Below are 24,480 nucleotides of genomic sequence, written 5' to 3' on the forward strand. Positions count from 1 at the left end.
CGATCTCCTCAGACCATCGAAAATGCTTGATTCAGTTCACGTTTGAGAATCTTTCCGGTTGCCGTCATCGGCAGCGACGGCACGAACTCGATGCGGCGCGGATATTTGTAGGCGGCAATCTGTTCCCGCGACCATTCCACGAGATCCGATTCGGAGATCTCTTCACTCGGCTCTCGGATCACGTAGGCGACAACTTCTTCGCCGAGGCTCGTGTCCGGCACCCCGACGACGGCGACGAGTGAGACGGCTGGGTGAGTGAGCAGAACCTCTTCGATTTCGCGTGGGTAGACGTTGAATCCGCCCCGCACGATCATGTCCTTCGCGCGATCGACGATGTAGTAATTTCCGTCGGTATCGACCCGTGCCAAATCCCCGGTGCGAAACCATCCGTCGCACATGACTTCCGCCGTCGCCTCTGGTCGGTTGAAATAGCCCTTCATGACGTTGTGCCCGCGAATGGCCAACTCTCCCACTTCATCGGGGCCGGCGATCGTGTGCCAAGAGTCGTCGACAAGCCGCGCTTCGACGCCCCAGATCGGCACGCCGATCGAACCGGGCCGGGGGTCACTCTCCGGGGCACTGAACAAGGCCAGCGGAGAGGTCTCGGACAACCCGTACCCTTCGAGGATCTGAACACCGAAGCGTTCCCGGAACTGTGTCAATATTTCCACGGGAAGCGCTGCGCCACCCGAGATCGCGCACCGCATGTTCTGTGCAACGGTCTCGATATCCACCCCGGATTTCACTACCTCGTCCAGCACGCCGAGCAGTCCCCAATACATGGTCGGGACGCCCGCGAAGACCGAGATCTTTTCGCGTTCCATGATCTCGAGTGCCGCGGTCGCATCGAAGCGCGGCATCAACACCAAAGTGGCACCGACGCAGATTCCCGCATTCATGGTCACTGTCTGGCCGAACGAGTGGAACAACGGCAAAGTCAGGAGATAACGCTCATGCATGGACGGAACGCTCTCGAACAACCGGTTGGTCGACAGTGCATTCAAGACCATGTTGCAGTGAGTGAGTTCGGCGCCCTTGGGCTTTCCTGTAGTGCCGCTGGTGTAGAGAATGACCGCGGTGTCCGTCGGTTCACGAACAACCGCGGCTGCAGGCGTTTCCGTGCCGGACACGGATGCCAGTGCTTCGCCTAGAGTCTCGACTCCGAGGATCGACGACGGTGCACCCGGTTCGGCGCTGATCACGATCAGGGCCGAACAGGTCTCGCTCTGCTCGAACCCGGCGATGGCGTACTCGGCGATCGGCAATTCGGGACTTCCCTCGAAACAGAAGTACAGCTTCGCTTCCGAATCAGCCAGGTGATAGGCAATTTCGCGCCCCTTGAGCAGGATGTTCAGAGGAACGACGACGCCACCGGCCTTGAGAATCCCGTAGTAGACGATCGGGAACTCGAGAACGTTCGGGCAGGACAACGCCACCTTGTCACCTGGCTCGACACCCCGCGAGACGAGCAGATGGGCGATGCGATTCGCGTAGGCGTCGAACTGCGCATACGTCAGCCTCGCTTCCCCGAGAACCAGCGCATCCCGTTCCGGGTATCGCCGGGCCGAATCTTCCAGCAGAGCAGCAAGATCAAGCACGACTGTGTTCCTCCTGCGCCTCGGAATCCGTGGCATGAGACGAGGCGGCGCGCGACACCGACTCGAGCAGTTCCCGCACCAACGATTCCGCCCGCGGCCAATACCCGTATCCGGACGCCGGATTGAGATGTCCGACCTCACCCAGATCCAGCAACCGACTCCCCCATCCTTCAGCCAGACCCACAACTCGGCGATACCCGGCGAGCGGATCGTTCCGACTCGCCGCGACCGTGCTTGGAAACGGCAGACGCTGACGCGGTATCGGTAGCCACCCGTGACGGTCGAGATCTTCGAGAGACGGATAGGACTCGGGCAGCGGAAGTTCGAGATCCGCCGGCGTGACCAGAAGTGCGCCCGCAACCTCTCGATGATGCGCCCTCGCCCAGTGAGCAACTGTCATGACTCCGGCGCTGTGCCCGACCAGGACCACCGGCCCGCAGACACTTGTCAGCACCTCGTTCAATGCCGCAACCCTCGCATCGCGGCTGAGCTTGTCGGTCTCGAGGGGAGGAACCGTCAGAACGTTGTCGAGCCTGCGCGCGAGGTGAGTCTGCCAATGATCTTCGACATGATCCCGCAGACCGGGAACCATTACTACCGTAGTTGATTCATTCATCATGAGCTCCGAACGTCTGTTACTTCAGTGGCGCCGGGGATCTCGGGCCGATTCTGCAACGTCGCCAGCCGCCTCATCCCGGCGGGATAGGCACGCTTGCCGGCTACCAACGCGAGGGCCGCGACGACATAGACGAAGGGCGAAAGCTGTAGAGCGCCGAGAAGACCCAGGTGATCGGCGAGGATGCCGACAACGAAGGGACCGAGCGCCAGCCCGAGAAGGTTGTTGGCGACGGTGAGCGTTCCCATGGCCGACGCTCGAATCGAGTGATGGGTAAGGTTCGCGACCATAGCTGCCGTCGGCCCCGACGAACCGGCGGAGAAGAATGCACCGATACCGAGCAACACGAGTTGTGCTGTCCCCGTGCCCAACCGGAGCCCGATGCTCAGCGTCACCAACGAGATGGCGCAGTAGACGATGGCGGTGGTCCATTTTCGCGCCGAATCGTCGCGGCTGAATCTATCTGTGATGAAACCGCAGACCACCATCCCGCTTCCGACCAGGAGGACGAACACGGAAGCCGTGACGCCGGCCTTGTCCGGGGCCAGATCGTAGTAACGATTGAAGAAGCTCGGCAACCACGCCAGAAGTACTGCGGCGGTGAACATCTGGAGACCACCACCGATGTAGGCGAACAACACGGCTGGATTGGTGAACAGCGAGGACACCGGCGCACGAAAACCGTCGTGTCTCACCGCTTCCCCGGCGGCATCCGGCGCGGCCTCGACGGCGTAAGCGGTGAGCTTCTTCTCGGTGACGAGGGCACGGAAGAGCGCGACCAGAATCAGACCGAAGATTGCCATGGCGGCAAAAGACCACCGCCAACTGAACTGGACTGCGATGAACCCACCGATTGCCACACCGATGACCGAACCGAACGATCCACCGGCCATGAAGGCACCTGCAAGAGCTGCGTGCACGCGGGGCGCAAACACACTGAGGACCACGGCGATACCCACGCTGCCGTACGCCGCTTCACCGACACCGACCAGGAACCGGGCGCCCAACATCTGTTCGTAGGTCTGAGCGATTGCGCACAGCAACGTCGCGACACTCCACAACACCGCCATCAAGATCAAGCTCTTGACGCGGCCCCAGCGGTCCGCGAGCAGCGACAACGGGAACGTCAACAGCCCGACCATCAATGCCACCACGCTGCTCAGGGAGGCGAGGTGCGAATCGGAGAGATCCCAGTCCGCTTTCAGGATCGGGAAGACTGCACTGAGCACCTGCCTCGACATGTAGTCCGAGAGCAGAAGACCGAAAGCCAGGGCGAAAACGATCCACGGGTATAACTTTCGTCGTCCGCCGATTCCGAGCGCGGTGTCCACACGTGGCGTGGCGGGAGCTTGCAGTCCCATGACTCTCCTAGGAAGTACTCGAGGTAGACGGGGGGATTCGGGGGTACGAACCGTCGCGGTTCGTACCCCCGGAACTGTTGTACGAGAGGGTGTGAACTCAGGCGTGCTGCGTGAATCCCAGCTGGCCGATACGGCGGTTGGGCGCGTAACCCAGCTTCGCCAACGTCTCGTCGGTGTCGGCATACGTCTCGCCGATCCGGTAGATGTCCCGAGCTTCCTTCGCGGTAGCCACCTCGCGGCCCAATTCGCCTGCAATGCGCACCAACTGCTCGATCTGCTGCACCGACGTCATCTTCTCGCCCTTGCGGCCCCAGATGGTGTCCTCGTTGCCGCAGCGAGCGTGCAAGCCCATCGCGATGGCCATCGTGTTCACCGGCAGGACGCTACGCATCAGCGTTTCCAGCGTCAGGCACGCACCGTCGGGAACACGCTGGACGAAGTTCATCATGTTGTACGGGTTGGGTCCGTCGAAGCCGCCGCCGATTGCGACCCACGTGAGGTTGACCGGACCCGTGTAGATGCCGCGTCGGATCAACCGCTCCACCGTTTCGAGCTGCGGAATACTGGACAACTGGAAATGCGGCTGGATTCCGGCGGCCTGCAACCGGCGCAGGTGCTCTGCCACCCACTCCGGACCGGCGGGCACAGTCATTTCCCGATACGTATCGGCCAATTCCGGACGCTGCATCGACGTACCCGCGATGTCGTCGTCGGTCATCAGTTCCATGATGTTCATCTGGCTGGTATTGATCGCGATCGTCACCTGATCGGGAGCCGGCTCCAATTCCGCCAGCATGTGACGCACGTCGTCGGACAACCACTTCGCATCGGCACCTTCCCCCTCCGGGGCAAACGAAATCGACCCGCCGACCTGCAGAATCATCTCGGGAACGGCCTCACGCAAGCGACCGAGAAGCTCGTTGAACTTCGACAGACGCTTCGAGCCCTTGCCGTCGAGTTCACGCACGTGGATGTGGAGAACTGTGGCACCGGCGTTGAAACAGTCGACGGCTTGCTGGACGTGCTCGTCCATCGACAGAGGGAGGTCTTCTGCAAAATCGTCCGGCTCCCACTCCGGTCCGTAGGGAGCAACGGTGATGACAAGCTTGTCCTGGGTTTCGGGGAACAGTGAATCGTCGTGGAAATGCATAGCGTGACTCCGATCGAGTGAATGAATTTATCTTCGGGGCTGGGAAGAGAGATCAGAACGGTGCGTCGCCGATGATTCCGGCGCGCTCCATCTTTCGAACCGCGGGCCAGTAGTCCTGCACCGCGTAATGCTGTGTCGATCGGTTGTCCCAGATCGCGACGCTGTTTTCGGTCCAACGCCACCGAACCTGGTACTCGGGAATCTGAGCCTGGCTCGCCAGGTAAGTGAGCAGATTCCCGGCGCCGGGGGCGTAATCGATTCCATAGCGGACGTTCTCGGGCGTGTGATAGTTCACGAGGTGTGTGGCGAACGAATTGACGAAGAGAATCTTCTCGCCGGTCTCCGGATGTGTTCGTACCACGGGATGTTCGGCGTCGGGAAAGCGTTCCTTCAGCTGGTGCCGCTGTTCGATCGGCATCCGAGCGCCGAAGGTCGACTCGATACTGTGCCTGGCACGCAGATCCTTGATCTGCTCCTTGACCCGCGCCGGCAGATTTTCGTAGGCGAGTGCCATGTTCACCCAAATCGTGTCGCCGCCGACAGGAGGTGTTTCCACACAACGCAATACACATCCCATGGGCGGGTTAACGCGCCAGGTGGCGTCGCAGTGATATGCATTCTCGAAATGCTCCGGCGGGCTGTCCAGATCCTTGTAGATGCGGACCAGGCCCGGGTGGTCGGGGTCGCTGCCCAGAGCCGGATGATCCTCGAATTCACCGAATCGCTGGGCAAGTTCTACGTGCTCGGCTTTGGAGAAGGTCTGGTCGCGAAAGAACAGAACCTTGTGTTCGAGCAACAATGCCTTGATTTCGGCGAAGAGTGCATCATCTCGCGCGACCTCGCCGAGATCCACCCCGGACAACTCTGCCCCGATCGAACAGGTCAATTTCTCGACGCGGATCGTATTCCTCGACGAGGGAAGGTTTTCTGTGAGCGTTGCGGTGTTGGTCATGACAATTCCTCTGGGAAGTGCTGTTTCGGTTCAGACGGAGAAGACGGAGGAACCGATACTGCGACCGGACTCCATGTCGTGGTGCGCACGCACCGCATCTTCGAGGGGGTATCGCTGGTTGATCTCGATCTTGATTCGCCCGGACTCGACGTGTGAGAACAGTTCGCCCGCCAGTTCGGCACGTTCTTCGGGATCCGCGATGTAATCGGCGAGAGCCGGACGTGTGAGGAAGAGTGATCCCTTGACTGCCAACTGCATTGCCTGAATCGGCGGAGTCGGTCCGGACGCCGTTCCGAAGCACACCAGCAGCCCCCGCCTGGCAAGGCAATCGAGAGAGATGTCGAACGTGGATTGCCCGATACTGTCGTAGACAACCGGCACGCCGACGCCCCCGGTGATCTCCTTGACACGCGCGACGACGTCCTCGCGGGTGTAGATGACGACTTCATCGCAACCGTGAGCTCGGGCAACGCTCGCCTTCTCGTCGCTCGACACCGTTCCGATCACTTTGATTCCCAACAGTTTTGCCCACTGGGTGAAGATCAGTCCAACCCCGCCCGCCGCAGCATGTAGCAACACGGTGTCTCCCGCTTTCAACGGGTAGATGCGACGCAGAAGGTAGGCGGCAGTCAGTCCTCGCATGGTCATGGCGGCCGCGGTGTCGAAGGCGATGCCGTCGGGTAGCGCGATCAGGTCGGACGACGCCATGATCCGCTCGGTGGCGTACGCACCCAGCGGACTGCCGGTGTAGGTCACACGGTCCCCCACTGCAAAATCGACTACTCCCTCGCCGATCTCTTCGACCACACCGGCGCCCTCGACGCCCATCCCGGCAGGCAATTGCGCAGGATAGAGGCCACTTCGAAAGTAGGTGTCGGCGAAGTTCAACCCCACCGCTTCATGACGAACCCGAACCTCTCCGGCGCCCGGTCGTCCTACCTCGATCTCTTCCCAACGCATGACGGACGGTGTGCCGATCTCGTGGAACCGAATGGCGTTTGCCATCAATGCTCTCCAATTCTGTGAGCGGGCTCGACTCGATTACGGTCGAGCTGTATTCGTACGCAACAACTTCCAGAAGTCGGTGCTCGGCTTCCTGGTCGTGCCGAACTGATGTGAACAAAACTATGTGAGATCCGGCTCACATGCTTAACTTGACGAGACACACAACACAACATTTCGGGACATCGAGTAAAGGGGGCCCCATGAAGCCACTCGCCCGCTACGCGTCACTGAACCGATACGTCGACCTGTGCCGAACAGTGGACGTGGACGCTGTGGCCCTCATGAGAAGTGTCGGCCTGAGCCCGGCAAGCCTGGCGAACCCCGACCAATGGGTACCGGCCGCCTCCATCGCATCGCTCCTGGAGCGATCGGCAGCGGAGTCCGGACACGAAGACTTCGGGCTTCTACTCGCTGGCCTGCGTCGACTGTCCAATCTCGGTCCCCTCAGCTTGGTCATCAGGGAAGAACCAGACGTCAGGAGCGCACTCGACGTATTGATGCGATACGAGCACACGTACAACGAGTCATTACGCATTCGATTGAACGAGGTCAACGGACTCGCCACCCTGCGAATCTCGCTCGAGGTCGGCGAACCGGTCGACACCAGACAGAGCGTCGAACTCGCAGTCGGCGCGACACTGCAGATCCTGCGGAGTTTCCTGGGTTCTCGATGGCAACCGGTCAGCGTGGGATTCACTCACAATGCCCCGAAAGACACGAGCACGCATCGGCGAATCCTCGGCGAGACGGTGGAATTCGATCACGAGTTCACCGGTATCGTTTTCTTCGCCGCCGACCTGGATGCGGCTAACCAACTTTCCGACGAGTTACTCCGGCCGTACGCTCGCCAGTTCCTCGACTCGCTTCCCGCCTCGGAAACCTCCGATACCCTCAGCCGCACCAAGGAATTGATCGAAGTTCTGCTTCCGACCGGCCGCTGCTCTGTCGAGCAGGTGGCACGCAGTCTCGGATTCGACCGGCGGACACTGCACCGTCATCTCGCCGAATCCGGAGATACGTTCACGGCCGTTCTCAATTCGGTTCGAAGCTCCCTCGCGGAACGATTTGTCTCCAACCCTCGCTATTCGTTGACCGAAGTGGCTGTGCACCTCGGGTTTTCGACGCAGGGTAGTTTCTCGCGCTGGTTTCGCACTCAGTTCTCGATGAGCCCGAGCGCGTGGCGGACTCAGCGCTCGATCAGCTGACCAGCACGACTCCGACGTAGGCGATCGTTGCCACCCACACAGTGGAAATCGCGGCCAGCACGAATGGCCGGGCGCCAACTCCACGAATGACGCTCAACCGCACCCCCAGCCCGAGTGCGAACATCGCGGCCGCCAACAGCGCCGTCTGCACCGTCTTCGCCAGCCCCAGAAGCTCATCCGGCAAGATGCCCGTGGAGCGCAAGCCCATGCAGCCGATGAATGCCACGACGAACAACGGAATCAGCGGGGGACGCTTGGCGGCAGTGCTGTCGACCATCCTGCGTTGCCGGATACTCAGAAACGCCATGACCGGCGCCAACATCAACACGCGCGCAAGTTTCACCACGGTCGCGACACCCAACGCGGTGGCGCCGAGAGCGCTGCCGGCAGCCACCACTTGCGCCACTTCGTGGATCGACCCACCGGCCCACATGCCTGCACCGACCTCGTTCATACCGAAAGCGTTGGCCAACAGTGGGATTGTCGGAATCATCAGAGTTCCGAAGATCACCACCAACGCAACAGCGGTGAGCAACTCTTCCTCTCGCGCATTCACCACACCGTCCGCAGCAGCCACGGCGGCAGCGCCACAGATCGAGAAGCCGCAGGCAATCAGAATTCTCTGCGACCAACTCAATCCGAGAAGTTTTCCGGCATACATGGTCCCGGCGATACCGAGGAATACAATCGCCACCACAACGGCGATCACTCCCCAGCCCAAACCGACGATGTCGGAGAACATCAATTGCAGCCCGAGCAGAGCGATACCCACCCGAAGTAGCCGTTTCGCCGAGAATGCCAGGCCAGGTTGGAATTTCGCCGGCAAAGAGACGGTATTCGCCAACACCGCACCCGCCACGATCGCAATCAGCAACGGACTCACGGCGGAGGTGAACTGACCGGCTATCAGCGCGACCGTGGCCCCCAAGGCGCACAACGCAACTCCGGGCACCAATGCAGCCACACTGGACCACCGTCGTACTTCTGACGAAGGGGCGACTGCGGGTTTCTCGGCCACGGACTTCACATCACGGTTCACTCATCCAGCGTCCTTGAGCCACCATCGCTCCGGTAGGGCGATTTCTACCATCACGGCATATCAAATCGATATGAACGGGAAGTTCGGTATAGCCTGTTTGCATGACCAGACGGTGGCCCGACCTCACCACTCTCGAGCTACTCATCGGCATCGATGATCACGGAAGTCTCAGTGCGGCAAGCCGTTCAGCAAACATTGCGCAGCCGAATGCCAGCCGCGCCGTCAAAGCCCTCGAGCGGCAGCTCGGGATGCCACTCATACACCGAAGGTCGACGGGGGCGACTTTGACTCCGCAGGGGACCGTCATCGTCCACTGGGCGCGCCGCGTCCTCGCCAACTCGAGGCAGCTTCTCGACGTCGCCGAAGGGATGCGGACCGAACGATCCGCGGAATTGACCGTGTGTGCCAGCATGACCGTCGCCGAACATCTGATTCCGGCCTGGCTCGGTATCTTTCGGTCACTACATCCTGGTGTCACCGTCCACCTTCAGGTCTACAACTCGACCCGCGTCCTCGAGGCTGTCGAGGTGGGAATGTGCGACCTCGGATTCGTCGAGTCACCGACCGTTCCGAAGAGCCTGTCCAGCGTCACCGTCGCGCGTGACTCGCTGGTCGTGGTCGTTCATCCGGATCATCCATGGGCGCGTCGACGAAAGCCGCTGACCGTCGCCGAACTGGCAGCGACGCCGCTGCTGGTGCGCGAGCCCGGATCGGGAACCAGAACGACTCTCGACCTGGCGTTACACGAATACGAGCGCGGTGCACCGTTGTTGGAACTGGGTAGTTCGGCCGCGATTCGAACCAGCGTGCTCGGTGGCGTCGGCCCGGCGGTACTGAGCACGCTGGCCGTCGAGGACCAGGTGAAGCAGGGAGAACTTCGGGTCGTAGCCGTCGAAGGCTTGGAACTCGACCGATCCCTGCGCGCAGTGTGGCGTCCCCCGCGTCAGCTCGAGGGTCCCGCAGGAGACCTGATGAAAGTAGTGCGTGCGAGCGGGTCCCGGAAATCCTGAAAGCGGCTTACTTCTTGTCGGCCTTCGCTGCTGCCTTTGCGGCCTTCTTGAACTCGCGGACCTCGAGCAAAGACTGTTCGTCGACCACGTCTGCAATCGAGCGCCTCGAACCTTCGAGCCCGTAGTCGCCGGCCGCTTGGCGCCAACCTTTCGGCTCGACGCCGATCTGTTTTCCGAGCAACGCCAGGAAGATCCGGGCTTTCTGATCCCCGTAACCGGGTAGGGCTTTGAGCCGCTTCAGCACTTCCTTGCCGTCGGGATTTCCCGAAGTCCAGATCGCCGCGGTGTCGCCGTCGTAGTTCTCGACGATGAACTGGCACATGAGCTGGATACGCTCGCCCATCGACTTGGGGAATCGGTGCACAGCCGGAGGCTCGGCACAGACGGCGATGAACTCGTCGGTGTCCATGTCGGCGATACGCCTGACGTCGATACCGCTGAGCCGATCCGCCAGCTTCTTCGGACCGAGGAAGGCCGTTTCCATCGGAACCTGTTGATCGAGAAGCATTCCGATCAACAACGCCAACGGGTCCTCGGCGAGGAGAGCATCAGCTTCGGGGTCACCGACAAGGTTCAGTTGAAGTGCCATGAGTCCGATACTGCCACGTCAGGCGGCAGTTGTGACCGGCGCCGACGCATCCGGGGCCGGAATCTTCCACTTCTTCCAGCCGAACAGAACCACCGTCGAGACCGCGGCAAGCGTGAAGACCCAGAGGTAGACGCCGACGGTCGGAATCCGCAGATACTCGGGCGGCACGAACATGAACAGGCCCATTCCGATGAAGCGATCCGTACCCGGAATGACCGACGGGTCCCACCAGGTGTGAGACCAGTTCAAGACCGGGAGCAGGAAAACGAACGGCGCCACCCACGCCCAGCGCTTCTTCGACACCATCGCGTAGTGCGCGGCGAGGACGACCAGCGGGACGAACCACACCCAGTGATGGCCCCACGAGAACGGCGAGACAGTGGTCGCAGTCAACCCCGTCATGGTGAGGCCGAGCAATTTCTGGCCGTGCCGGTGAGCAATCCACGCGGCACCGAGTCCGAGGCATACCGCCAGCGCACTGAAGACTAGAACCAGGACCCGCGACGGCGTCGGAGTGTGAGTGAGCTGAGCGATCAGACCGGACACGGACTGGTTGCTCGGAGCATCCGTCGGTCCGACGCGTTCGCTGTCGACAAGAGTGCCGGTCCAGTACTTGTACGCATCGTTGTAGATCACGACGAAGCCGATCGCAACGGTCGCAGCGAACGTCACGACGGCCGTCACCAACGCACGCCATTGACGAGTGATGAAGAGGTACGCCCAGAAGAAGGCCGGAGTGAGCTTCACGCCGGCGGCGATGCCTGCCCCGATTCCTCGGAGCCGACTCTTCTCGTCCCGACCGAGGTCCCATACGATCAAGAGCAGCAGGAAGATGTTGATCTGCCCGAGCCAGAGCGTCGTACGTATCGGTTCCATGAACAGAAAGATCGTCGTCGCCAACGCACTCACGGCGTACGCCTTCACGTCGAGCCGATAACCGAGGTACTTCCAGCACAACACGATCACTGCGAACAACGCAGCGATGTTCAAACCCGTCCACACAACAATCGCCTGTTTGAACGAGAGCACCGCCCACACCGTGAACAGCAAAGCCGCAAACGGGGTGTACGTGAACATCATTCCGTCCAGGACTGGCCCGTCGTACAACGGAAGGCCCTGAACCACAACGCTGCCGCCGTGGCGGTAGACGTCGAGATCGAGGAAATTTTCGAAGATCCCCCAGTACCGCGTATTCATCGGCACGGCGAAAAGAACCATCAGCACGGACGCGACTGCCAGAACACCGAGTACAGAGAATCCGAGAACACCGACACGGAGGGTGCGTCGCGGTATGTCAGCTTCGATGACCGACTCTGATTTCGCGGTGTGCGCCTCGAAAGAAGGCCCATCCGAAGCGTTGATCGCGCCCGTCACTACAACCTCCGGGATTCACACCCTATGTCGGGAATTGATGCTCCGAACGGTACAAGACAAGACCGAAAAGTACCGACCGGGCACGCCGCTTCGAGAACTCAGATCTCGGAGAGACGCGATTCGGTAGCTGCGAGCAGAACACACGTAGCCACGCCGTCCATGGCAACTTCGAGTTCAGCCTTGGACGGGAAGCTCGGGGCCAACCGGATGTTCCGGTCATCCGGATCCGTGCTGTACGGGAAAGCCGACCCGGCAGCGGTGAGCGCGATACCCGCGTTCTTCGCCAGTTCGATGACCCGCTTGGCCGTGCCGTCGACCACGTCGAGGCTGATGAAGTATCCGCCCTTCGGCTCGGTCCAAGACGCGACCTTCGATGCACCGAGACGATCCTCGAGGATCCGCAGTACGAGCTCGAACTTGGGCGCGAGGAACGCGCGATGCTTCTCCATGTGCGCACGAACGCCGTCGGCATTGCCGAAGAAACGCAGGTGGCGAAGCTGATTGACCTTGTCCGGTCCGATGCTCTTCTTGCCCAGGAACTTCTGGTACCAGGCAAGGTTTTCCGCCGAGCTACCGAAGAAGCTCACACCAGCGCCGGCGAAAGTGATCTTGGACGTCGACGCGAACACGAGCGGACGGTTGGGGTGTCCGGCCTCCGCTGCCATCGAGAGAATGTCGTAGGAAGGCGCAGTCTCGCCGACAAGCGGATGTACGGCGTACGCGTTGTCCCAGTACAGGCGGAAGTCGGGCGCGGCCGTCGGCATCGACGCGAGCGTACGGACAATTTCTTCGGAGTACACGGCACCGGTGGGGTTCGCGTAAACCGGAACCGCCCACATGCCCTTGATCTGCGGATCTGACGCAACAAGTTCGGCGATCTTGACGACATCCGGGCCGTCGTGGTTCATCGGCACCGCGATCATCTCGATGCCGAGGGACTCGGTGATCGCGAAGTGGCGGTCGTAGCCCGGTGCCGGGCAGAGAAACTTGATCTTCTCTTCCTGTGCCCACGGCCGGGCCGAATCCGGTGTGCCATGAAGCAGTGAGAACACGACGTTGTCGTGCATGATCTCGAGGCTCGCGTTGTTTCCGGCGAGAAGGTTCGCAACGGGGATACCCAGCAGCTCGCCGAAGATGGCGCGCAGTTCCGGCAGACCGGTGAGTCCGCCGTAGTTACGGCAGTCGGTGCCGCTTCCGTCACGGAAATCACCGTCGCCGGGCAGCGTCAGCAGCTCTGCGGAAAGGTCGAGTTGTTCCGGGGAAGGCTTACCGCGGGTCAGATCGAGTGCGAGCTTCTGCGCCTGGAGCTGCGTGTACTTCGCGCTCTGGCTCTCATGCTCGGAGGTGAGTTCTTCATGGCTCATCAACCCGATCTGGGTTTGGATAGGCATCCGGAGCGGCCTTTCACCGACGAGGCGGGGTCGGGTATGTGAAAAAATAGAGGACCCCGCGCACCCGGCAGAGCCCGTTGACCCTTGCTGCCTTCCGGCCCTGGGGGAGTTCACAGGATGCGCGCCGCGCGGGATCCAATGAACAGTGTAGACGGCTTTCTCCGGCCGCTGCACACCACCTACCGGGGCCGAGATGCAAACCTCGAGTTCCACCGGTTCTTCGCAGGTCAGGTACCCGTTTAACGCTTCGCGCCCGCAATTGGGTATGCTGCTCCACGGAGGATTCGCCTAGTGGCCTATGGCGCTCGCCTGGAACGCGGGTTGGGTTAACGCCCTCAGGGGTTCAAATCCCCTATCCTCCGCCAAAGGAACCCCTGTGAACTGCTGAGAAGCGGTTCACAGGGGTTCTTTTCTGTCCTCATGCAACGAGTAATGCAACAGGGTCTCGGTTCAGCTCGATGTTCTGCGAGCTCAGACGGTCTGCCGACTCGTGGTGGTTTCGATCCCGCAGCGCGCCGAATCGGAATGCTGCTGCGTGATTTCGAGTGGCCCGCCGATGGCCCGAACCCGATTCGGGAAGCTATGGCCACATCTGCTCCTGCAGCCCGCGTTGGTCATGAAATGACACCCGCGCCGCAAGTCTTATTTATCCAGATCCCATTCTGGATAAGATAGGCATGGAAAGCAAGGCGGCAATATAGCGTGGATACAGGGAGAGACCAGATGGCGTACAGGACGTTGAAATCGATCTTTCACCAACGAGATCGTGCTGGTGCCGATGCTGAGGAGCGAGCGCGACGCGATTCTCCCGCCGCCGTCCACTGGGACCTACTGATCGGCGAACACTCGACGTTCGCACTGATGACACCCGAAGTCGCAGCGCTGATCGAACGGATCATGAGCTTCGAGCCGAAGATCCGGGCTGAGTGGAACGGGCTGCCGGCCCTCGCGCGCACCCACTACCTGCATCGCATGGTGATCGACGAGATCCAGGCAACGAACGAGATCGAACAGGTCCGCTCAACCCGGAAGGAGATCAGCGAGGCAATCGAGATGGTGTGGGCGGAGCAACCCCTCGCGAACAAGCGGTTCGCCGAGATGGCGCGGCTCTATCTCAATATCGGCAACGACCAGGCCGAGAGTCCGCAGACGCTCGACGACATCCGAGACGTCTACGACGCGGTAACTCGGGGCGAGATTCGCGACGAGGACGCCCCCGATGGGAAGCGGTTCCGGCAAGGGCCAGTATCGATCACGTCAGGAATCAAGGTCGTGCACACCGGTGTGGTACCCGAGTCAGCGATCGACGACGCGCTGACCCTCATGCTGAGCCAGGGGGGCGACGACTCGATTCCACGACTGATCAGGGCAGTGGTCGCGCACTTCATCTTCGAGTACACGCACCCGTTCTACGACGGCAACGGCCGAACCGGACGCTACCTTCTCGCGCTGGACCTTCGACAGGTGTTGGCTCCGTATGCGAGCCTGGCATTGTCGGCGACCGTCGCCGACAACAAGGATCGTTACTACAAAGCATTCTCTGACGCGGAGAATCCATTGAACCGCGGAGATCTGACGCCCTACCTGATCGATATGCTGGAGATCATCGCCGAGGCGCAACATCGACTGCTGCTCGACCTCTCCGAGAGGCGGCATAAGATCGACACACTCGAGGCGCGTATCCGCGTTCTGGTGGAGGATGAGGAATTTCCGCTGAACTTGGGACTCGATCGCGAGTCGACGCCGCCGGTTGATAGCAACCACATCGGCGCAGTCCTGTTCACCCTGGGTCAGGCCCACTGCTTCGAGGCGAACCGCGCCATCAAGTTGAACACCCTGGTCGAGGTGGTGGGTCGATCCAGCCAGTTCGCCCGCCCGCGACTTCAGCGCCTGGACGATGCCGGGATCATTGAGACGGTTACGAAGAGACCGCTGCGCTTCCGGCTCACGGCACGGGGGGTATCGCTCCTCGATCTGGATGGGGAGTGATTTTCGCCAGGTCGCAGATGGGCTAGGTGGCGATTGGGCGCACGATCGACGTTTCCATTCCCACTCGCGAATGGAGTGCAGTGGCCGCAACATTTGTGGTCTTCGTCGGCGCACTGGTTCTGCCGCCGGGTACCGCACGACGATTGGTTGCAGCGAGCTGGGCCGTCCACCCGATTTTCGACCTACTTCACGAGCGTGGTCCAGAATCACGTCTGCCGGATTGGTACCCCGCAATTGCGCGGGATACGACCTCGGAGCCGCTGGACTTCTTGCTGCCGAACCACGCAATTTCGTTTGACAGACTCACAAACCCGAGGACAGACTTTCCGTCCAACCCAACCATCGGGAGTACGCGTGATTGCCGGCCAGACCAATCTGCTCGCAGATTGCAGCAGTTGCTTCGGTCTGTGCTGCGTCGCACTCCCCTTTTCCAAGTCCTCCGACTTCGCGACCAACAAGAATGCCTGCGACCCCTGCAAGAACCTGCAGCAGGATTTCCGTTGCGGCATTCACACCGGATTGCGAAAGAAGGGCTTCACCGGTTGCACCGTCTACGACTGTTTCGGTGCGGGACAGAAGGTTTCACAGCAGACCTACGACGGCGTCAGCTGGCGTGATGCCCCGGAGACCGCGTCAGACATGTTCGAAACCTTCCCTGTCATACGCCAGTTGCACGAACTGCTCTGGTATCTCGCCGAAGCCCGCTCGCTGAAGCAAACCCACTCGATACGAAAGGAACTCGACGCTGCACTCGCAGAGACGGAAAGCCTGACCAACGGCACACCTTCGCAGATTCAAACCGTCGACGTCTCAGCACACCGAGCGGCAGTCAACACACTGCTCTTGCAGACGAGTAACCTTGTGCGCTCACCGATCTCAACCAAGAAGGGTCGAAAACTCGACCACCGCGGCGCAGACCTCATCGGCGCCAAATTTCGTGGTTCCGATCTACGTGGGGCCAACTTTCGCGGGAGTTACCTGATCGGTGCAGACCTCCGCGACTGCGAACTCGATCGAGCCGATCTGATCGGTGCAGACTTGCGCGGCACCGACATTCGCGGCGCAAAACTCCGCGGCAGTATCTTTCTCACGCAGTTCCAGATCAACGCGGCGATCGGCGATTCGGCTACCACGCTGCCCGATTCACTGACCCGCCCCAGCCACTGGGCCTGAACCCGACTGTCAACTCCGTCGTCTGTCGGCGACTGTCAACTCCGTCGACGGAGAACGACCTTGTTAGCTTCCGGATCGACAGACACCCACGGCGGGTCACCGTCCGTTCCGTCCTCACGATGCATCAATGCGCTCTGACGCTGTTCGAATTCATGATGCTTGGACCCCTGAAACAGGGCAGCAACCTCTTCGAAGCCCGCGGCCGAGACCGGACGAGTCGTACGTCCCCGAGTCCACGGCAGTGCCCGGCCGCCGGTGAGCCGGTTCCAGAGAGTCTCGGCGAAAGCGAACAGGACCAGCAGCACGAGCAAGCCTGGCAGCGTCAACGCGAACAGAGTGCCCATGAAAGAAGTCTAGCGACGAACGCCCCCGGTCCCCTCGACTTCCGATCGGCCGCCCTATGTCTGGTCCCGCGGTCGATGATCTGCCACAATGCAAGCTGTTACGACTAGTAACACCTTCGGGGGGAGGATTTCACGTGAGCTTGATACTTGCAGCTACCGATCGCTCGGAGCTTGCCCAGACGCTTGGTACCGAATTAATACATTTCGGGCACCAGATACAGCTCGTCCGCACCGGGCGTCGACTACTCGATGACCTGGACACCGACAGTTTCGATATCGCCGTGATCGATCTCCTTCTGCCGGACATCGACGGCTACGAGATCGCACGGCAGATCCGCTTGCGCAGTTCGATGCCGATCATGATGCTGGTGGATACCTACGAGGACATCGACGAAGCACCACATCGCGCTGTCTCGGACTTTGTGCTGAACCCGATCGATTCTCACGCGCTCGATCTTCGGGTCACCGCAATCCTTCGTGAAACCGCACATCCCGCCCCCGGCAAACACCAACGTCACGGTGACCTGCTCCTCGATCGACGTGCGATGACGGCGACGATGGGCGGAAAGCTGCTGGTCCTCAGTCGGACCGAATGGCGGGTACTCCTGGAGCTGTCGACCGAGCCTGGGCGCGTGTACTCACGTGATCACCTGATCCGAAACGTGTGGGGTTCCGACCACGAAAGGACGCGTGTAGTCGACGCAACCATTCTCAGCCTGCGGTCCAAACTCGAATCCGATCCCGCGAAACCGAAGTACATCAAAACCATCAGGGGATTCGGATACCGCTTCGGCCCGGTCGACTGAAGTCGCCTTCGTGTCGGTGCCGCTCGATAAGCTCTTGTCATGGGTTGGTACACACCACAATCGGTCGCCCCGGATCTCTCCGACATCCTGGTGTGTGGCTGGACGGCGTGCGCAGAAGGAGAACACCTCCTCGTGCCCGATGCTTGCATGGACGTGCTGTGGATACGCGGCGTCGGCATACGCGTCTGTGGCCCCGAAACCGCTGCATGGTCATTCACTCTTCCGCCCGGAACACGCTCCGTGGGTGTTCGATTCCGCCCTGGATCGGCATCGCCGATGTTGCGAACCTCGGCGTCCGAGCTTCGGGATTCTCGCGCCGATCTCAGCGATGTAACCGACGCACGCACGGAACGAATACTGTTGAACCGCTTGGAAAATTCCGAAGACCACGAACAGGTCTCCATCCTCGAAAGCGCTGTTCGGAGTTGGGTAAGTTCGAGTTTCCGTCACGATCCGGTGATCAACCACGTTCGCACCGCACTGTCCGAACATTCGTGGAATGTCAGCTCTCTCGCCGACGCGGCGGCACTGACTTCGCGCCAACTCCAACGTCGATGCAACGACGCCTTCGGATACGGCCCGGCAACGCTGCGCTCGATCCTGCGCCTCCAGCGCTTCATGGCGCTCGCTCGCAGTCGACCCGCGCTGGGACTCGCTGAATCCGCCGCCCACTGCGGATTCAGCGATCAGGCCCACTTGACCCGTGAATGCCGCCGAATCTCGTCGCTGACCCCGGCGGCTCTACTCCGCACCCAAGCCCCCGACTGGCACGGGTCGGATACCGTTGTCGCGCTGGCGGAGGGAGACGCGGTCGCGTAATCCCGACCGCGCTCCCCCGCCGTCACTTCTGGCTGAAAAGCGTCCTTGCCGACCACAGCCCACCGAGGGAAAGAACTGCGACCGTCATGTAGTAGTAACTGGGGGCGTCGAGCGAGCCTGTTGTACTGATCAACCAGGTCAAGACCAACGGCGCGATTCCGCCGAGCAAAGTCACTCCGAGGTTGTACGACAATGACATTCCGGTAGCCCGGATCTCTGCCGGGAACAGCGAACTCATCAGGGCGGGCAAGGGACCGAAGGCAAACGCCATGATGACACCCAGGACCGAAACAACCAGGACGAGAGTCAGAGTCGACGGGTGATCGACCATCAATTTGAAGAGCGGCCAGGCCAAGACGATTGCCGCAACGGCGGCCCAGGTCATAACTCTCGCCGGTCCGACCCGGTCTGCAAGATGCCCGATCAACGGCACGGTGATCAAGGTGACCAGTCCGGCGACGATGCCGCCGAGATAGCCGGCCGAGGCGGAAACTCCGAGGTTCTTCACGGCAAACGTCGGCATGTACAAGATGAGGTAGATCGAGATAGTCGCGACGCCCACTACTGCGGCACCGGTCAGCACCCGGCCGAGATGCCTGGTCAGCGTCGTCTTCAGCGGAGCCCTTTCCGGAACGCTCGTCTTGAAATCGTCCGTTTCGTCAAGCTTGGCACGGATGTAGAGTCCGACCGGCCCGACGATGATGCCGAAGAAGAACGGAACGCGCCAGCCCCACGAGTAGAGCGCTTCATGCGAAAGGTGAGTGTTGAGCACGTATCCGAACAGCGATGCCAGGAAAACCGAGGCACCCTGGCTGGCAACTTGCCAGGAAGAGTAGAACGCCTTCTTGTGTGGCGCAGTCTCCACGAGGAAGGTTGTAGCAGTACCGAATTCACCGCCAGCGGAGAATCCTTGAATGAGACGTGAGACAAGGATGACGACGCCGGCCCACGGTCCGATCATCGAGGTCGTCGGCGCCACGGCCATGATGAGCGTGCCGATCATCATCAGCATCATCGTCAACGTCAAGGCGTTCTTGCGCCCGCGACGATCGGCGTAGCTACCGAGAACCATCCCGCCAAGCGGCCGGATGACGTACGAGATCGCGAACGTCGCGAACGTCAGTATCAAACCGAGCGTGTTGTCGCCGCCGGGAAAGAAATTATGGGCGATCACCACTGCGAATGATGCGTAGACGATGACGTCGAACCATTCGAGCGCAGCGCCGAGCGAACTGCTGATCACCGCCTTGCGAGCAGCGGCCAGGCGTTCCGGGGTGACTGTTCCGGAGGTTGGCGTAGTTGCCGTGGACATGGTTTTCCTTAGGGGGTCAGGGTGGGTCAGGCGCGGGCGTGAGCGATGACGTTCCGAACGAACTGCTCGCACTGTGCCAATTGTTCAAGTGTCACGTACTCGTCAGGTGCATGCGCCTGAGTGATGCTTCCCGGCCCACACACGACAGTGGGGATACCGATAGTCGCGAACATCCCGGCCTCGGTGGCGTACGCGACCTTTTCGTCCGAGGCCCGACCACCCCATTGTTCGACCAGTGCGGCCGCCGAAGCATTCGCATCCGTCTCCAGGGGAGGAACCGAGGCCGACACGTGCATCGTCACGGAGGCTGACGGGTTTTCTTCCTGCATCAGGTTTTCGATCCGATTCGCCTCGGCGGCAAAGCGTTCGAGCAAATCTGCGGCGCCAGCTGAGCTGATGCTCCTGAATTCGAAAGTGATGGAGCAATCCTCGGGGACAGTGTTCACTGCGATCCCGCCGGATACGAGATTGACCGAACACGTCGTCCAGGCCACGTCGAATGCGTCGTCGTACGGGCCGGACGCACGGAGCTCGTCGGCCGCGCTTCTGACGAATCGAATCAACTCCGCGCCGTATTCGATCGCGTTGACTCCTTGCGGAGTAAGCGACGAGTGCGCCGAAACACCATGCAGATCAACACGTATGACGTTCATCGACTTGTGTGCGCGAATGACCCGCATCTCCGACGGCTCTCCGACGACGCACACATCAGGGCACAGGTTCCGGGAAACAACCTCCTCGACCAACCCGGCCGCACCGATGCAGCCGACTTCCTCGTCGTAGGAGAATGCAAAGTGAATAGGCTTCGCCAGCGGCCGAGCAACGATGTCGGGGATCGCAGCGACGACGATCCCGATGAACGACTTCATGTCGCACGTGCCACGTCCGTACAGGCTTCCGTCGCGAACGTCGGGCGCGAAAGGGTCGCTACTCCAGTCTTGATCGTCGACCGGCACTACGTCTGTATGGCCGGAGAACATCACACCGCCGGCAGTACTTCCGTCAGGAGGAGTGAACGTTGCCAACAAGTTGAGCTTCGTTCCCTCGTCATCGGCAACAAGTACCGGCTCGACCCCATGGCGACGTAGTTCCGCCGCAATGAGATCGATCAACGGTCGATTGCTCACGGCACTCGTCGTATCGATTCCGATGAGGCGTTGCACCCACTCGAGGCTTCTCTCTGTCGGAACAGCGGGCAACGTGGTCGATGACATCTGGTTTCTCCTTTCACAGCATGAACGCGGTGGGCACTCGCCACCGCGTTCTGCCCTTCGAGCATGAATGAAGTGATCCCAGACACAGTGAAGATGCACGATACTTGCACCATGATCGAAGAAACGCAGGATTCCGCCGTACTGGACGACGTCGACCTCGCCCTGATCAATTGCCTGCAACTCGACCCGCGAGCGTCGTGGCGCACGGTTGGCGACGCGCTCAAAGTGGATCCGGTTACCGTAGCTCGCCGCTGGCAGCGGTTACAGGATTCCGGCACCGCCTGGGTCTCTGCCAGGGCAACCGGCCATGGCCGTCCGGAGTCGTGTCTGGCTTTCGTCGAAGTCGACTGCACGACTTCGAACGCGTTGACGATTGCAGAACGACTTGCCCGCTGGCCGCACGTACTGAGCGTCGAACACACAAGCGGCCCAGGCGACTTGACACTTCTCGTCGAGGTCAGAGACATGGCTTTCCTGTCGCGCTTCCTGCTTCGGTCGCTCGCGTCGGTACCCGGGATCGTCAGTTCGCGTGCACACCTCGTCACCGAGGTCTTCGCGATCGGAGACGACTGGAAATTGCAGGTACTCGATGCCGCGCAGCGAGCGACGATGACAGACCGGCCTGTGCGATACAAATACGCGCCGACGGATCAGCGCCATCACGGGAAGACGTTCGACGCTGTCGACCGCCAATTGATATTGAAACTGGGTGAGGACGGTCGATCCTCGATTGCCGAGCTCACGGTCGGTACCGGCCTCAGCGAAAGTACGGTCAGGCGGCGACTTGCCGAATTGACGTCGCGCAACCAGATCGTGTTCCGCTGCGACGTGTCTCTGCCACTGTCCGGCTGGCCCCTCGTGACCTGGGTGTGGGGATATGTCGATCCCACGGACCGGTCGACGATTCGTGCCCTGGTGGAGCGAGTGCCGGGAACGCGGGTGTGCATGCGGATATCCGGTGGACGCGCCAACACACTGCTCGCGATCGCCGCACACTCCCTTCGCGAAACTCCCATTACCGAAGTACAACTCGCACAAGAGGCACCGGGCCTGGTGGTGCTGAACAGGTCAGTGGTGCTGCGATCGATGAAGAGGGTGGGCCGACTTCTCGACGACGAGGGCAAGAGTGCCGGGGTTGTACCGATGGACATCTGGGCGGAAGCCCCGGAGATCGAGTGAATGTCCGAAATAATCAATCATGACGCGCCGCGGTGGAGAAGGATTGTTGTCATGACTTCAACAGAGATCTCCCCCGCCCAGCGTTATCGGGATCTGGCCGCCGGATTCACGGCCCGGATCGACGCCGTACCCGCCGACCGCTGGGACGACGATTCCCCCTGCGAGGGCTGGACCGCCCGCGACGTGGTGAGACACGTGCTCGACAGCGAACGAGACATGGTCAAGGTAGTCGGCCTGGAATTGGCACCCGGTCCGTCGGTCGACGACGACCCGTCGGCAGCCTGGGCGGCCGTCCGCGATTCGATGCAGGAAATTCTGGACGATCCGGCAAAGTCCACCCTGGAATACGACGGACACTTCGGCAGGACCAACCTCGGGGCCACGGTCGAAGGGTTCTTGTGTTTCGATCTGGTCATCCACGGTTGGGACCTCGCGGCCGCAACCGGCACCGATACGACGATGCGAGACGCGGACGTGGAGTGGGTGTCGGAGATCGCCGCGGGCCTGGGCGAGTCGATCCGCATGAGCGGTGTGTGCGGCCCGGAAATACAGGTTCCGGACAACGCTGACAAAGCGACGAAACTCCTTGCCTTCCTCGGCCGGAAGGCGTGAAAAAGCACCCCTGACGTGGGCATTACTTCCATACGCATGTAATGTCGCGGTATGCCGGAACGCCGAAAATCCTCCACGAGTCCAGACCTGCTTGCGGCGGCATTGTTCGATGTCGCCGCGGAATCCGGACTGGAAAATGCCAGCGTTCGCGAGGTCGCAAAACGGGCGGGTGTCTCGATCGGCGCAGTGCAACATCATTTCTCGACCAAGGACGAGATGTTCGCATTCGCACTGCGAACACTCGTCGATCGATTGTTGACGCGACTGGCCGAATCGTCCGCCGACGCAGACCCGCATACCGCCCTGTTCCAGGCACTCTCGCAACTCCTGCCCCTCGACGAGCAACGCACGCGTGAGGCGCATGTGCTCGCCGCGTTTGCCGTGCGCGCCGCAACCAGTGAGTCACTCTCCGAAATCCGCCGGACAACCCTGTTCACAATCCGCACCGGCATCTCGACAGTTCTGATCGGCATCGGAACTCCGGAAGCGGAAACCAGAGCGGCACTTCTGCTTTCAACCGTCAATGGATTGGCACTCGACGCACTCGGAAGCCCCGCCATGTATCCGCCGCAGTACCTCGATCACGCTTTGGAAACCCAGATCCGCCTCACCCTGCACGACGCCGAGAACCCGCTCGCCTCCGTCGGGCTCGCCAGCTGACGTGGAAGGAGCAGGACGCTTCGCGCCGAGTCCGTCCGGCGATCTCCATCTGGGAAACCTCCGGACTGCCCTCCTGGCCTGGCTGTTCGCCCGCACCAGCGGGCGCGACTTCCTCATTCGGGTAGAGGATCTCGACCGTGTCCGCCCCGGCGCGATGGAACGACAACTCGACGATCTGCGCAGGCTCGGCCTCACGTGGGACGGCCCAGTCGTATTGCAGTCACACCGTCTTCCCTTGTACCACAAGGCTATCGACCAATTGCGCGAGCGTGACCTGACCTATCCCTGCTTCTGCACACGCAAGGAGATCCTGCAGGCACCGTCAGCGCCCCATGCTCCAGACGGCGCCTACCCCGGCACGTGTCGGAACCTTTCGGAGGCCGAACGCGCCGAGAAATCGGCAAGTGGCCGATCTCCCGCGCTGAGGCTACGGGCCGGCATCGACTCGTTCACCGTCCATGACGAACTGTTCGGCGAGGTGACGGGACCAGTCGACGACGTCGTCCTGCTCCGCGGAGACGGGGTGCCCGCTTACAACCTTGCCGTTGTCGTCGACGACGGTGCACAGAACATCGACCAGGTGGTTCGCGGCGACGACCTCCTGACCTCGGCTCCGCGTCAGGCATACCTTGCCCAGCTGCTCGACATCGAACCACCGTCGTACGCCCACGTTCCTCTTGCCTTGAACAGTGAAGGCAAGCGACTCGCGAAGCGCGACGGCGCAGTGACTCTGGCAGATCAACTCGAGGCCGGACGCAGTACCGAGCAGGTTCTGACGATGATCGCGTCGAGCATCGGTCTCGCCGAACCCGGCGAGGTTGTCACACCACCCCAATTGGCGGATCGATTCGACTCTCGCAAGATCCCCCGGACCCCGTGGATTTTCCCGGCGAAGTAAGTGACGTATCAATCGGTGCCTCGTCGGAACAAAACTACGATTGTCCGATATGACAAAGCCGTCCGCAATAGCTATTCGTTGGCAATTCTCGAATAGTGAAGTACGGTCGAGACTGGCGAAGGAAATTCAGGGCGAGTTGTTCCTGCAAAAACCACGCCCGGGATCTGAACCTGGAATCCGACCA

At 61.0% G+C, this 24,480-nt stretch carries 23 protein-coding genes, 1 tRNA gene and 1 other RNA gene; 11 read left to right on the top strand and 14 right to left on the bottom strand.

Annotation, left to right across the window (positions count from 1 at the left end; translation table 11 throughout):
• Window positions 1–8: 8 nt before the first annotated feature.
• From RhoBH5_RS20900 to RhoBH5_RS20925, 6 genes are all read right to left on the bottom strand, one after another.
• On the bottom strand, window positions 9–1,598 hold the full coding sequence (locus RhoBH5_RS20900) for a long-chain-fatty-acid--CoA ligase (RefSeq protein ID WP_125050224.1): 1,590 nt from the start codon (window positions 1,596–1,598) through the stop codon (window positions 9–11).
• Entirely contained in the window at window positions 1,591–2,214 is a 624-nt protein-coding gene (locus RhoBH5_RS20905) for an RBBP9/YdeN family alpha/beta hydrolase (protein WP_125050223.1), read from the bottom strand. Before RhoBH5_RS20905 ends, RhoBH5_RS20900 begins: the two co-directional genes overlap by 8 nt.
• On the bottom strand, window positions 2,214–3,575 hold the full coding sequence (locus RhoBH5_RS20910; RefSeq protein WP_007731563.1) for an MFS transporter: 1,362 nt from the start codon (window positions 3,573–3,575) through the stop codon (window positions 2,214–2,216). Before RhoBH5_RS20910 ends, RhoBH5_RS20905 begins: the two co-directional genes overlap by 1 nt.
• A 97-nt stretch (window positions 3,576–3,672) precedes the next feature.
• Complete coding sequence (locus RhoBH5_RS20915; RefSeq protein ID WP_003943988.1) at window positions 3,673–4,725, bottom strand: 3-keto-5-aminohexanoate cleavage protein; 1,053 nt, start codon at window positions 4,723–4,725, stop codon at window positions 3,673–3,675.
• Window positions 4,726–4,777: 52 nt separating this feature from the next.
• Complete coding sequence (locus RhoBH5_RS20920; protein ID WP_270008745.1) at window positions 4,778–5,677, bottom strand: TauD/TfdA dioxygenase family protein; 900 nt, start codon at window positions 5,675–5,677, stop codon at window positions 4,778–4,780.
• 30 nt (window positions 5,678–5,707) lie between these two features.
• On the bottom strand, window positions 5,708–6,682 hold the full coding sequence (locus tag RhoBH5_RS20925; RefSeq protein ID WP_003943928.1) for a quinone oxidoreductase family protein: 975 nt from the start codon (window positions 6,680–6,682) through the stop codon (window positions 5,708–5,710).
• Window positions 6,683–6,882: 200 nt separating this feature from the next.
• On the opposite strand from RhoBH5_RS20925, the gene RhoBH5_RS20930 reads away from it, so the two are divergent.
• The gene (locus RhoBH5_RS20930) at window positions 6,883–7,887 is read left to right on the top strand and encodes an AraC family transcriptional regulator (protein ID WP_007731570.1); all 1,005 of its coding nucleotides are present in this window, start codon (window positions 6,883–6,885) and stop codon (window positions 7,885–7,887) included.
• Here the strand turns inward: RhoBH5_RS20930 and RhoBH5_RS20935 are convergent.
• Window positions 7,880–8,926: a YeiH family protein gene (locus tag RhoBH5_RS20935; protein WP_080726573.1), complete on the bottom strand. Its 1,047-nt coding sequence runs from the start codon at window positions 8,924–8,926 to the stop codon at window positions 7,880–7,882. The genes RhoBH5_RS20930 and RhoBH5_RS20935 overlap by 8 nt on opposite strands.
• 101 nt (window positions 8,927–9,027) lie before the next feature.
• Between RhoBH5_RS20935 and RhoBH5_RS20940 the strand changes: the two genes are divergently transcribed.
• Window positions 9,028–9,936 (top strand): LysR family transcriptional regulator, encoded by a 909-nt coding sequence (locus RhoBH5_RS20940; protein WP_003943906.1) that lies wholly within the window; start codon window positions 9,028–9,030, stop codon window positions 9,934–9,936.
• A 7-nt stretch (window positions 9,937–9,943) separates the two neighbouring features.
• On the opposite strand, the gene RhoBH5_RS20945 is transcribed toward RhoBH5_RS20940, so the two are convergent.
• From RhoBH5_RS20945 to ffs, 4 genes are all read right to left on the bottom strand, one after another.
• Complete coding sequence (locus RhoBH5_RS20945) at window positions 9,944–10,525, bottom strand: HhH-GPD-type base excision DNA repair protein (protein ID WP_003943868.1); 582 nt, start codon at window positions 10,523–10,525, stop codon at window positions 9,944–9,946.
• An 18-nt stretch (window positions 10,526–10,543) separates the two neighbouring features.
• Window positions 10,544–11,899 (bottom strand): glycosyltransferase 87 family protein, encoded by a 1,356-nt coding sequence (locus tag RhoBH5_RS20950; protein WP_125050222.1) that lies wholly within the window; start codon window positions 11,897–11,899, stop codon window positions 10,544–10,546.
• A gap of 98 nt (window positions 11,900–11,997) precedes the next feature.
• On the bottom strand, window positions 11,998–13,290 hold the full coding sequence (locus tag RhoBH5_RS20955) for an aminotransferase class I/II-fold pyridoxal phosphate-dependent enzyme (RefSeq protein ID WP_003943985.1): 1,293 nt from the start codon (window positions 13,288–13,290) through the stop codon (window positions 11,998–12,000).
• 41 nt (window positions 13,291–13,331) lie between these two features.
• Window positions 13,332–13,431, bottom strand: an RNA gene (gene ffs, locus RhoBH5_RS20960) — signal recognition particle sRNA small type.
• Window positions 13,432–13,567: 136 nt separating this feature from the next.
• Between ffs and RhoBH5_RS20965 the strand changes: the two genes are divergently transcribed.
• From RhoBH5_RS20965 to RhoBH5_RS20975, 3 genes are all read left to right on the top strand, one after another.
• Window positions 13,568–13,655: transfer RNA gene (locus tag RhoBH5_RS20965), tRNA-Ser, on the top strand.
• 532 nt (window positions 13,656–14,187) lie between these two features.
• Window positions 14,188–15,279 (top strand): Fic family protein, encoded by a 1,092-nt coding sequence (locus tag RhoBH5_RS20970; RefSeq protein WP_233272360.1) that lies wholly within the window; start codon window positions 14,188–14,190, stop codon window positions 15,277–15,279.
• A gap of 354 nt (window positions 15,280–15,633) precedes the next feature.
• Window positions 15,634–16,452 carry a pentapeptide repeat-containing protein gene (locus RhoBH5_RS20975; RefSeq protein ID WP_221742587.1) on the top strand — a complete coding sequence of 273 codons (819 nt, stop codon included), beginning with the start codon at window positions 15,634–15,636 and terminating at the stop codon, window positions 16,450–16,452.
• A 35-nt stretch (window positions 16,453–16,487) separates the two neighbouring features.
• On the opposite strand, the gene RhoBH5_RS20980 is transcribed toward RhoBH5_RS20975, so the two are convergent.
• Window positions 16,488–16,796 carry a DUF6191 domain-containing protein gene (locus RhoBH5_RS20980; protein ID WP_007731580.1) on the bottom strand — a complete coding sequence of 103 codons (309 nt, stop codon included), beginning with the start codon at window positions 16,794–16,796 and terminating at the stop codon, window positions 16,488–16,490.
• Between the two features lie 134 nt (window positions 16,797–16,930).
• Here RhoBH5_RS20980 and RhoBH5_RS20985 point away from each other — a divergent pair, with 134 nt between their 5' ends.
• Window positions 16,931–17,602, top strand: coding sequence for a response regulator transcription factor (locus RhoBH5_RS20985; RefSeq protein WP_007731581.1), 672 nt, complete (start codon window positions 16,931–16,933; stop codon window positions 17,600–17,602).
• A 39-nt stretch (window positions 17,603–17,641) separates the two neighbouring features.
• A complete protein-coding gene (locus RhoBH5_RS20990; protein WP_003943809.1) occupies window positions 17,642–18,421 on the top strand; it encodes a helix-turn-helix domain-containing protein in 780 nt (259 codons plus the stop codon).
• Window positions 18,422–18,443: 22 nt separating this feature from the next.
• Here RhoBH5_RS20990 and RhoBH5_RS20995 read toward each other — a convergent pair whose 3' ends face one another.
• On the bottom strand, window positions 18,444–19,733 hold the full coding sequence (locus tag RhoBH5_RS20995) for an MFS transporter (RefSeq protein ID WP_030535736.1): 1,290 nt from the start codon (window positions 19,731–19,733) through the stop codon (window positions 18,444–18,446).
• Window positions 19,734–19,759: 26 nt separating this feature from the next.
• Window positions 19,760–20,947 (bottom strand): acetylornithine deacetylase, encoded by a 1,188-nt coding sequence (argE, locus tag RhoBH5_RS21000; protein WP_270008746.1) that lies wholly within the window; start codon window positions 20,945–20,947, stop codon window positions 19,760–19,762.
• A gap of 111 nt (window positions 20,948–21,058) precedes the next feature.
• On the opposite strand from argE, the gene RhoBH5_RS21005 reads away from it, so the two are divergent.
• The 4 genes from RhoBH5_RS21005 to gluQRS are packed head-to-tail and all read left to right on the top strand — an operon-like array spanning window position 21,059 to window position 24,296.
• Window positions 21,059–22,126, top strand: a complete 1,068-nt coding sequence (locus RhoBH5_RS21005) for an Lrp/AsnC family transcriptional regulator (RefSeq protein WP_064073653.1) — start codon at window positions 21,059–21,061, stop codon at window positions 22,124–22,126.
• A gap of 51 nt (window positions 22,127–22,177) precedes the next feature.
• A complete protein-coding gene (locus RhoBH5_RS21010; RefSeq protein ID WP_007731584.1) occupies window positions 22,178–22,738 on the top strand; it encodes a TIGR03086 family metal-binding protein in 561 nt (186 codons plus the stop codon).
• A 51-nt stretch (window positions 22,739–22,789) separates the two neighbouring features.
• A complete protein-coding gene (locus RhoBH5_RS21015; protein WP_019746515.1) occupies window positions 22,790–23,398 on the top strand; it encodes a TetR/AcrR family transcriptional regulator in 609 nt (202 codons plus the stop codon).
• A 1-nt stretch (window position 23,399) separates the two neighbouring features.
• A complete protein-coding gene (gluQRS, locus tag RhoBH5_RS21020; protein WP_042447725.1) occupies window positions 23,400–24,296 on the top strand; it encodes a tRNA glutamyl-Q(34) synthetase GluQRS in 897 nt (298 codons plus the stop codon).
• Window positions 24,297–24,480 lie beyond the last annotated feature (184 nt).

The sequence above is a fragment of the Rhodococcus sp. BH5 genome (assembly GCF_027583855.1).
Classification (GTDB): Bacteria; Actinomycetota; Actinomycetes; order Mycobacteriales; family Mycobacteriaceae; genus Rhodococcus_F; species Rhodococcus_F qingshengii.

Excerpts from the sequence above, each read along its gene's own strand:
- argE (WP_270008746.1), bottom strand. The coding sequence starts at position 20,947 with ATGTCATCGACCACGTTGCCCGCTGTTCCGACAGAGAGAAGCCTCGAG.
- RhoBH5_RS20930 (WP_007731570.1), top strand. The coding sequence starts at position 6,883 with ATGAAGCCACTCGCCCGCTACGCGTCACTGAACCGATACGTCGACCTG.
- RhoBH5_RS20990 (WP_003943809.1), top strand. The coding sequence starts at position 17,642 with ATGGGTTGGTACACACCACAATCGGTCGCCCCGGATCTCTCCGACATC.
- RhoBH5_RS20970 (WP_233272360.1), top strand. The coding sequence starts at position 14,188 with ATGAGCTTCGAGCCGAAGATCCGGGCTGAGTGGAACGGGCTGCCGGCC.
- RhoBH5_RS21005 (WP_064073653.1), top strand. The coding sequence starts at position 21,059 with ATGATCGAAGAAACGCAGGATTCCGCCGTACTGGACGACGTCGACCTC.
- RhoBH5_RS21010 (WP_007731584.1), top strand. The coding sequence starts at position 22,178 with ATGACTTCAACAGAGATCTCCCCCGCCCAGCGTTATCGGGATCTGGCC.
- RhoBH5_RS20915 (WP_003943988.1), bottom strand. The coding sequence starts at position 4,725 with ATGCATTTCCACGACGATTCACTGTTCCCCGAAACCCAGGACAAGCTT.
- RhoBH5_RS20920 (WP_270008745.1), bottom strand. The coding sequence starts at position 5,677 with ATGACCAACACCGCAACGCTCACAGAAAACCTTCCCTCGTCGAGGAAT.
- RhoBH5_RS20995 (WP_030535736.1), bottom strand. The coding sequence starts at position 19,733 with ATGTCCACGGCAACTACGCCAACCTCCGGAACAGTCACCCCGGAACGC.
- RhoBH5_RS20925 (WP_003943928.1), bottom strand. The coding sequence starts at position 6,682 with ATGGCAAACGCCATTCGGTTCCACGAGATCGGCACACCGTCCGTCATG.
- RhoBH5_RS21015 (WP_019746515.1), top strand. The coding sequence starts at position 22,790 with ATGCCGGAACGCCGAAAATCCTCCACGAGTCCAGACCTGCTTGCGGCG.
- RhoBH5_RS20905 (WP_125050223.1), bottom strand. The coding sequence starts at position 2,214 with ATGAATGAATCAACTACGGTAGTAATGGTTCCCGGTCTGCGGGATCAT.
- RhoBH5_RS20955 (WP_003943985.1), bottom strand. The coding sequence starts at position 13,290 with ATGCCTATCCAAACCCAGATCGGGTTGATGAGCCATGAAGAACTCACC.
- RhoBH5_RS20910 (WP_007731563.1), bottom strand. The coding sequence starts at position 3,575 with ATGGGACTGCAAGCTCCCGCCACGCCACGTGTGGACACCGCGCTCGGA.
- RhoBH5_RS20980 (WP_007731580.1), bottom strand. The coding sequence starts at position 16,796 with ATGGGCACTCTGTTCGCGTTGACGCTGCCAGGCTTGCTCGTGCTGCTG.
- RhoBH5_RS20945 (WP_003943868.1), bottom strand. The coding sequence starts at position 10,525 with ATGGCACTTCAACTGAACCTTGTCGGTGACCCCGAAGCTGATGCTCTC.
- RhoBH5_RS20940 (WP_003943906.1), top strand. The coding sequence starts at position 9,028 with ATGACCAGACGGTGGCCCGACCTCACCACTCTCGAGCTACTCATCGGC.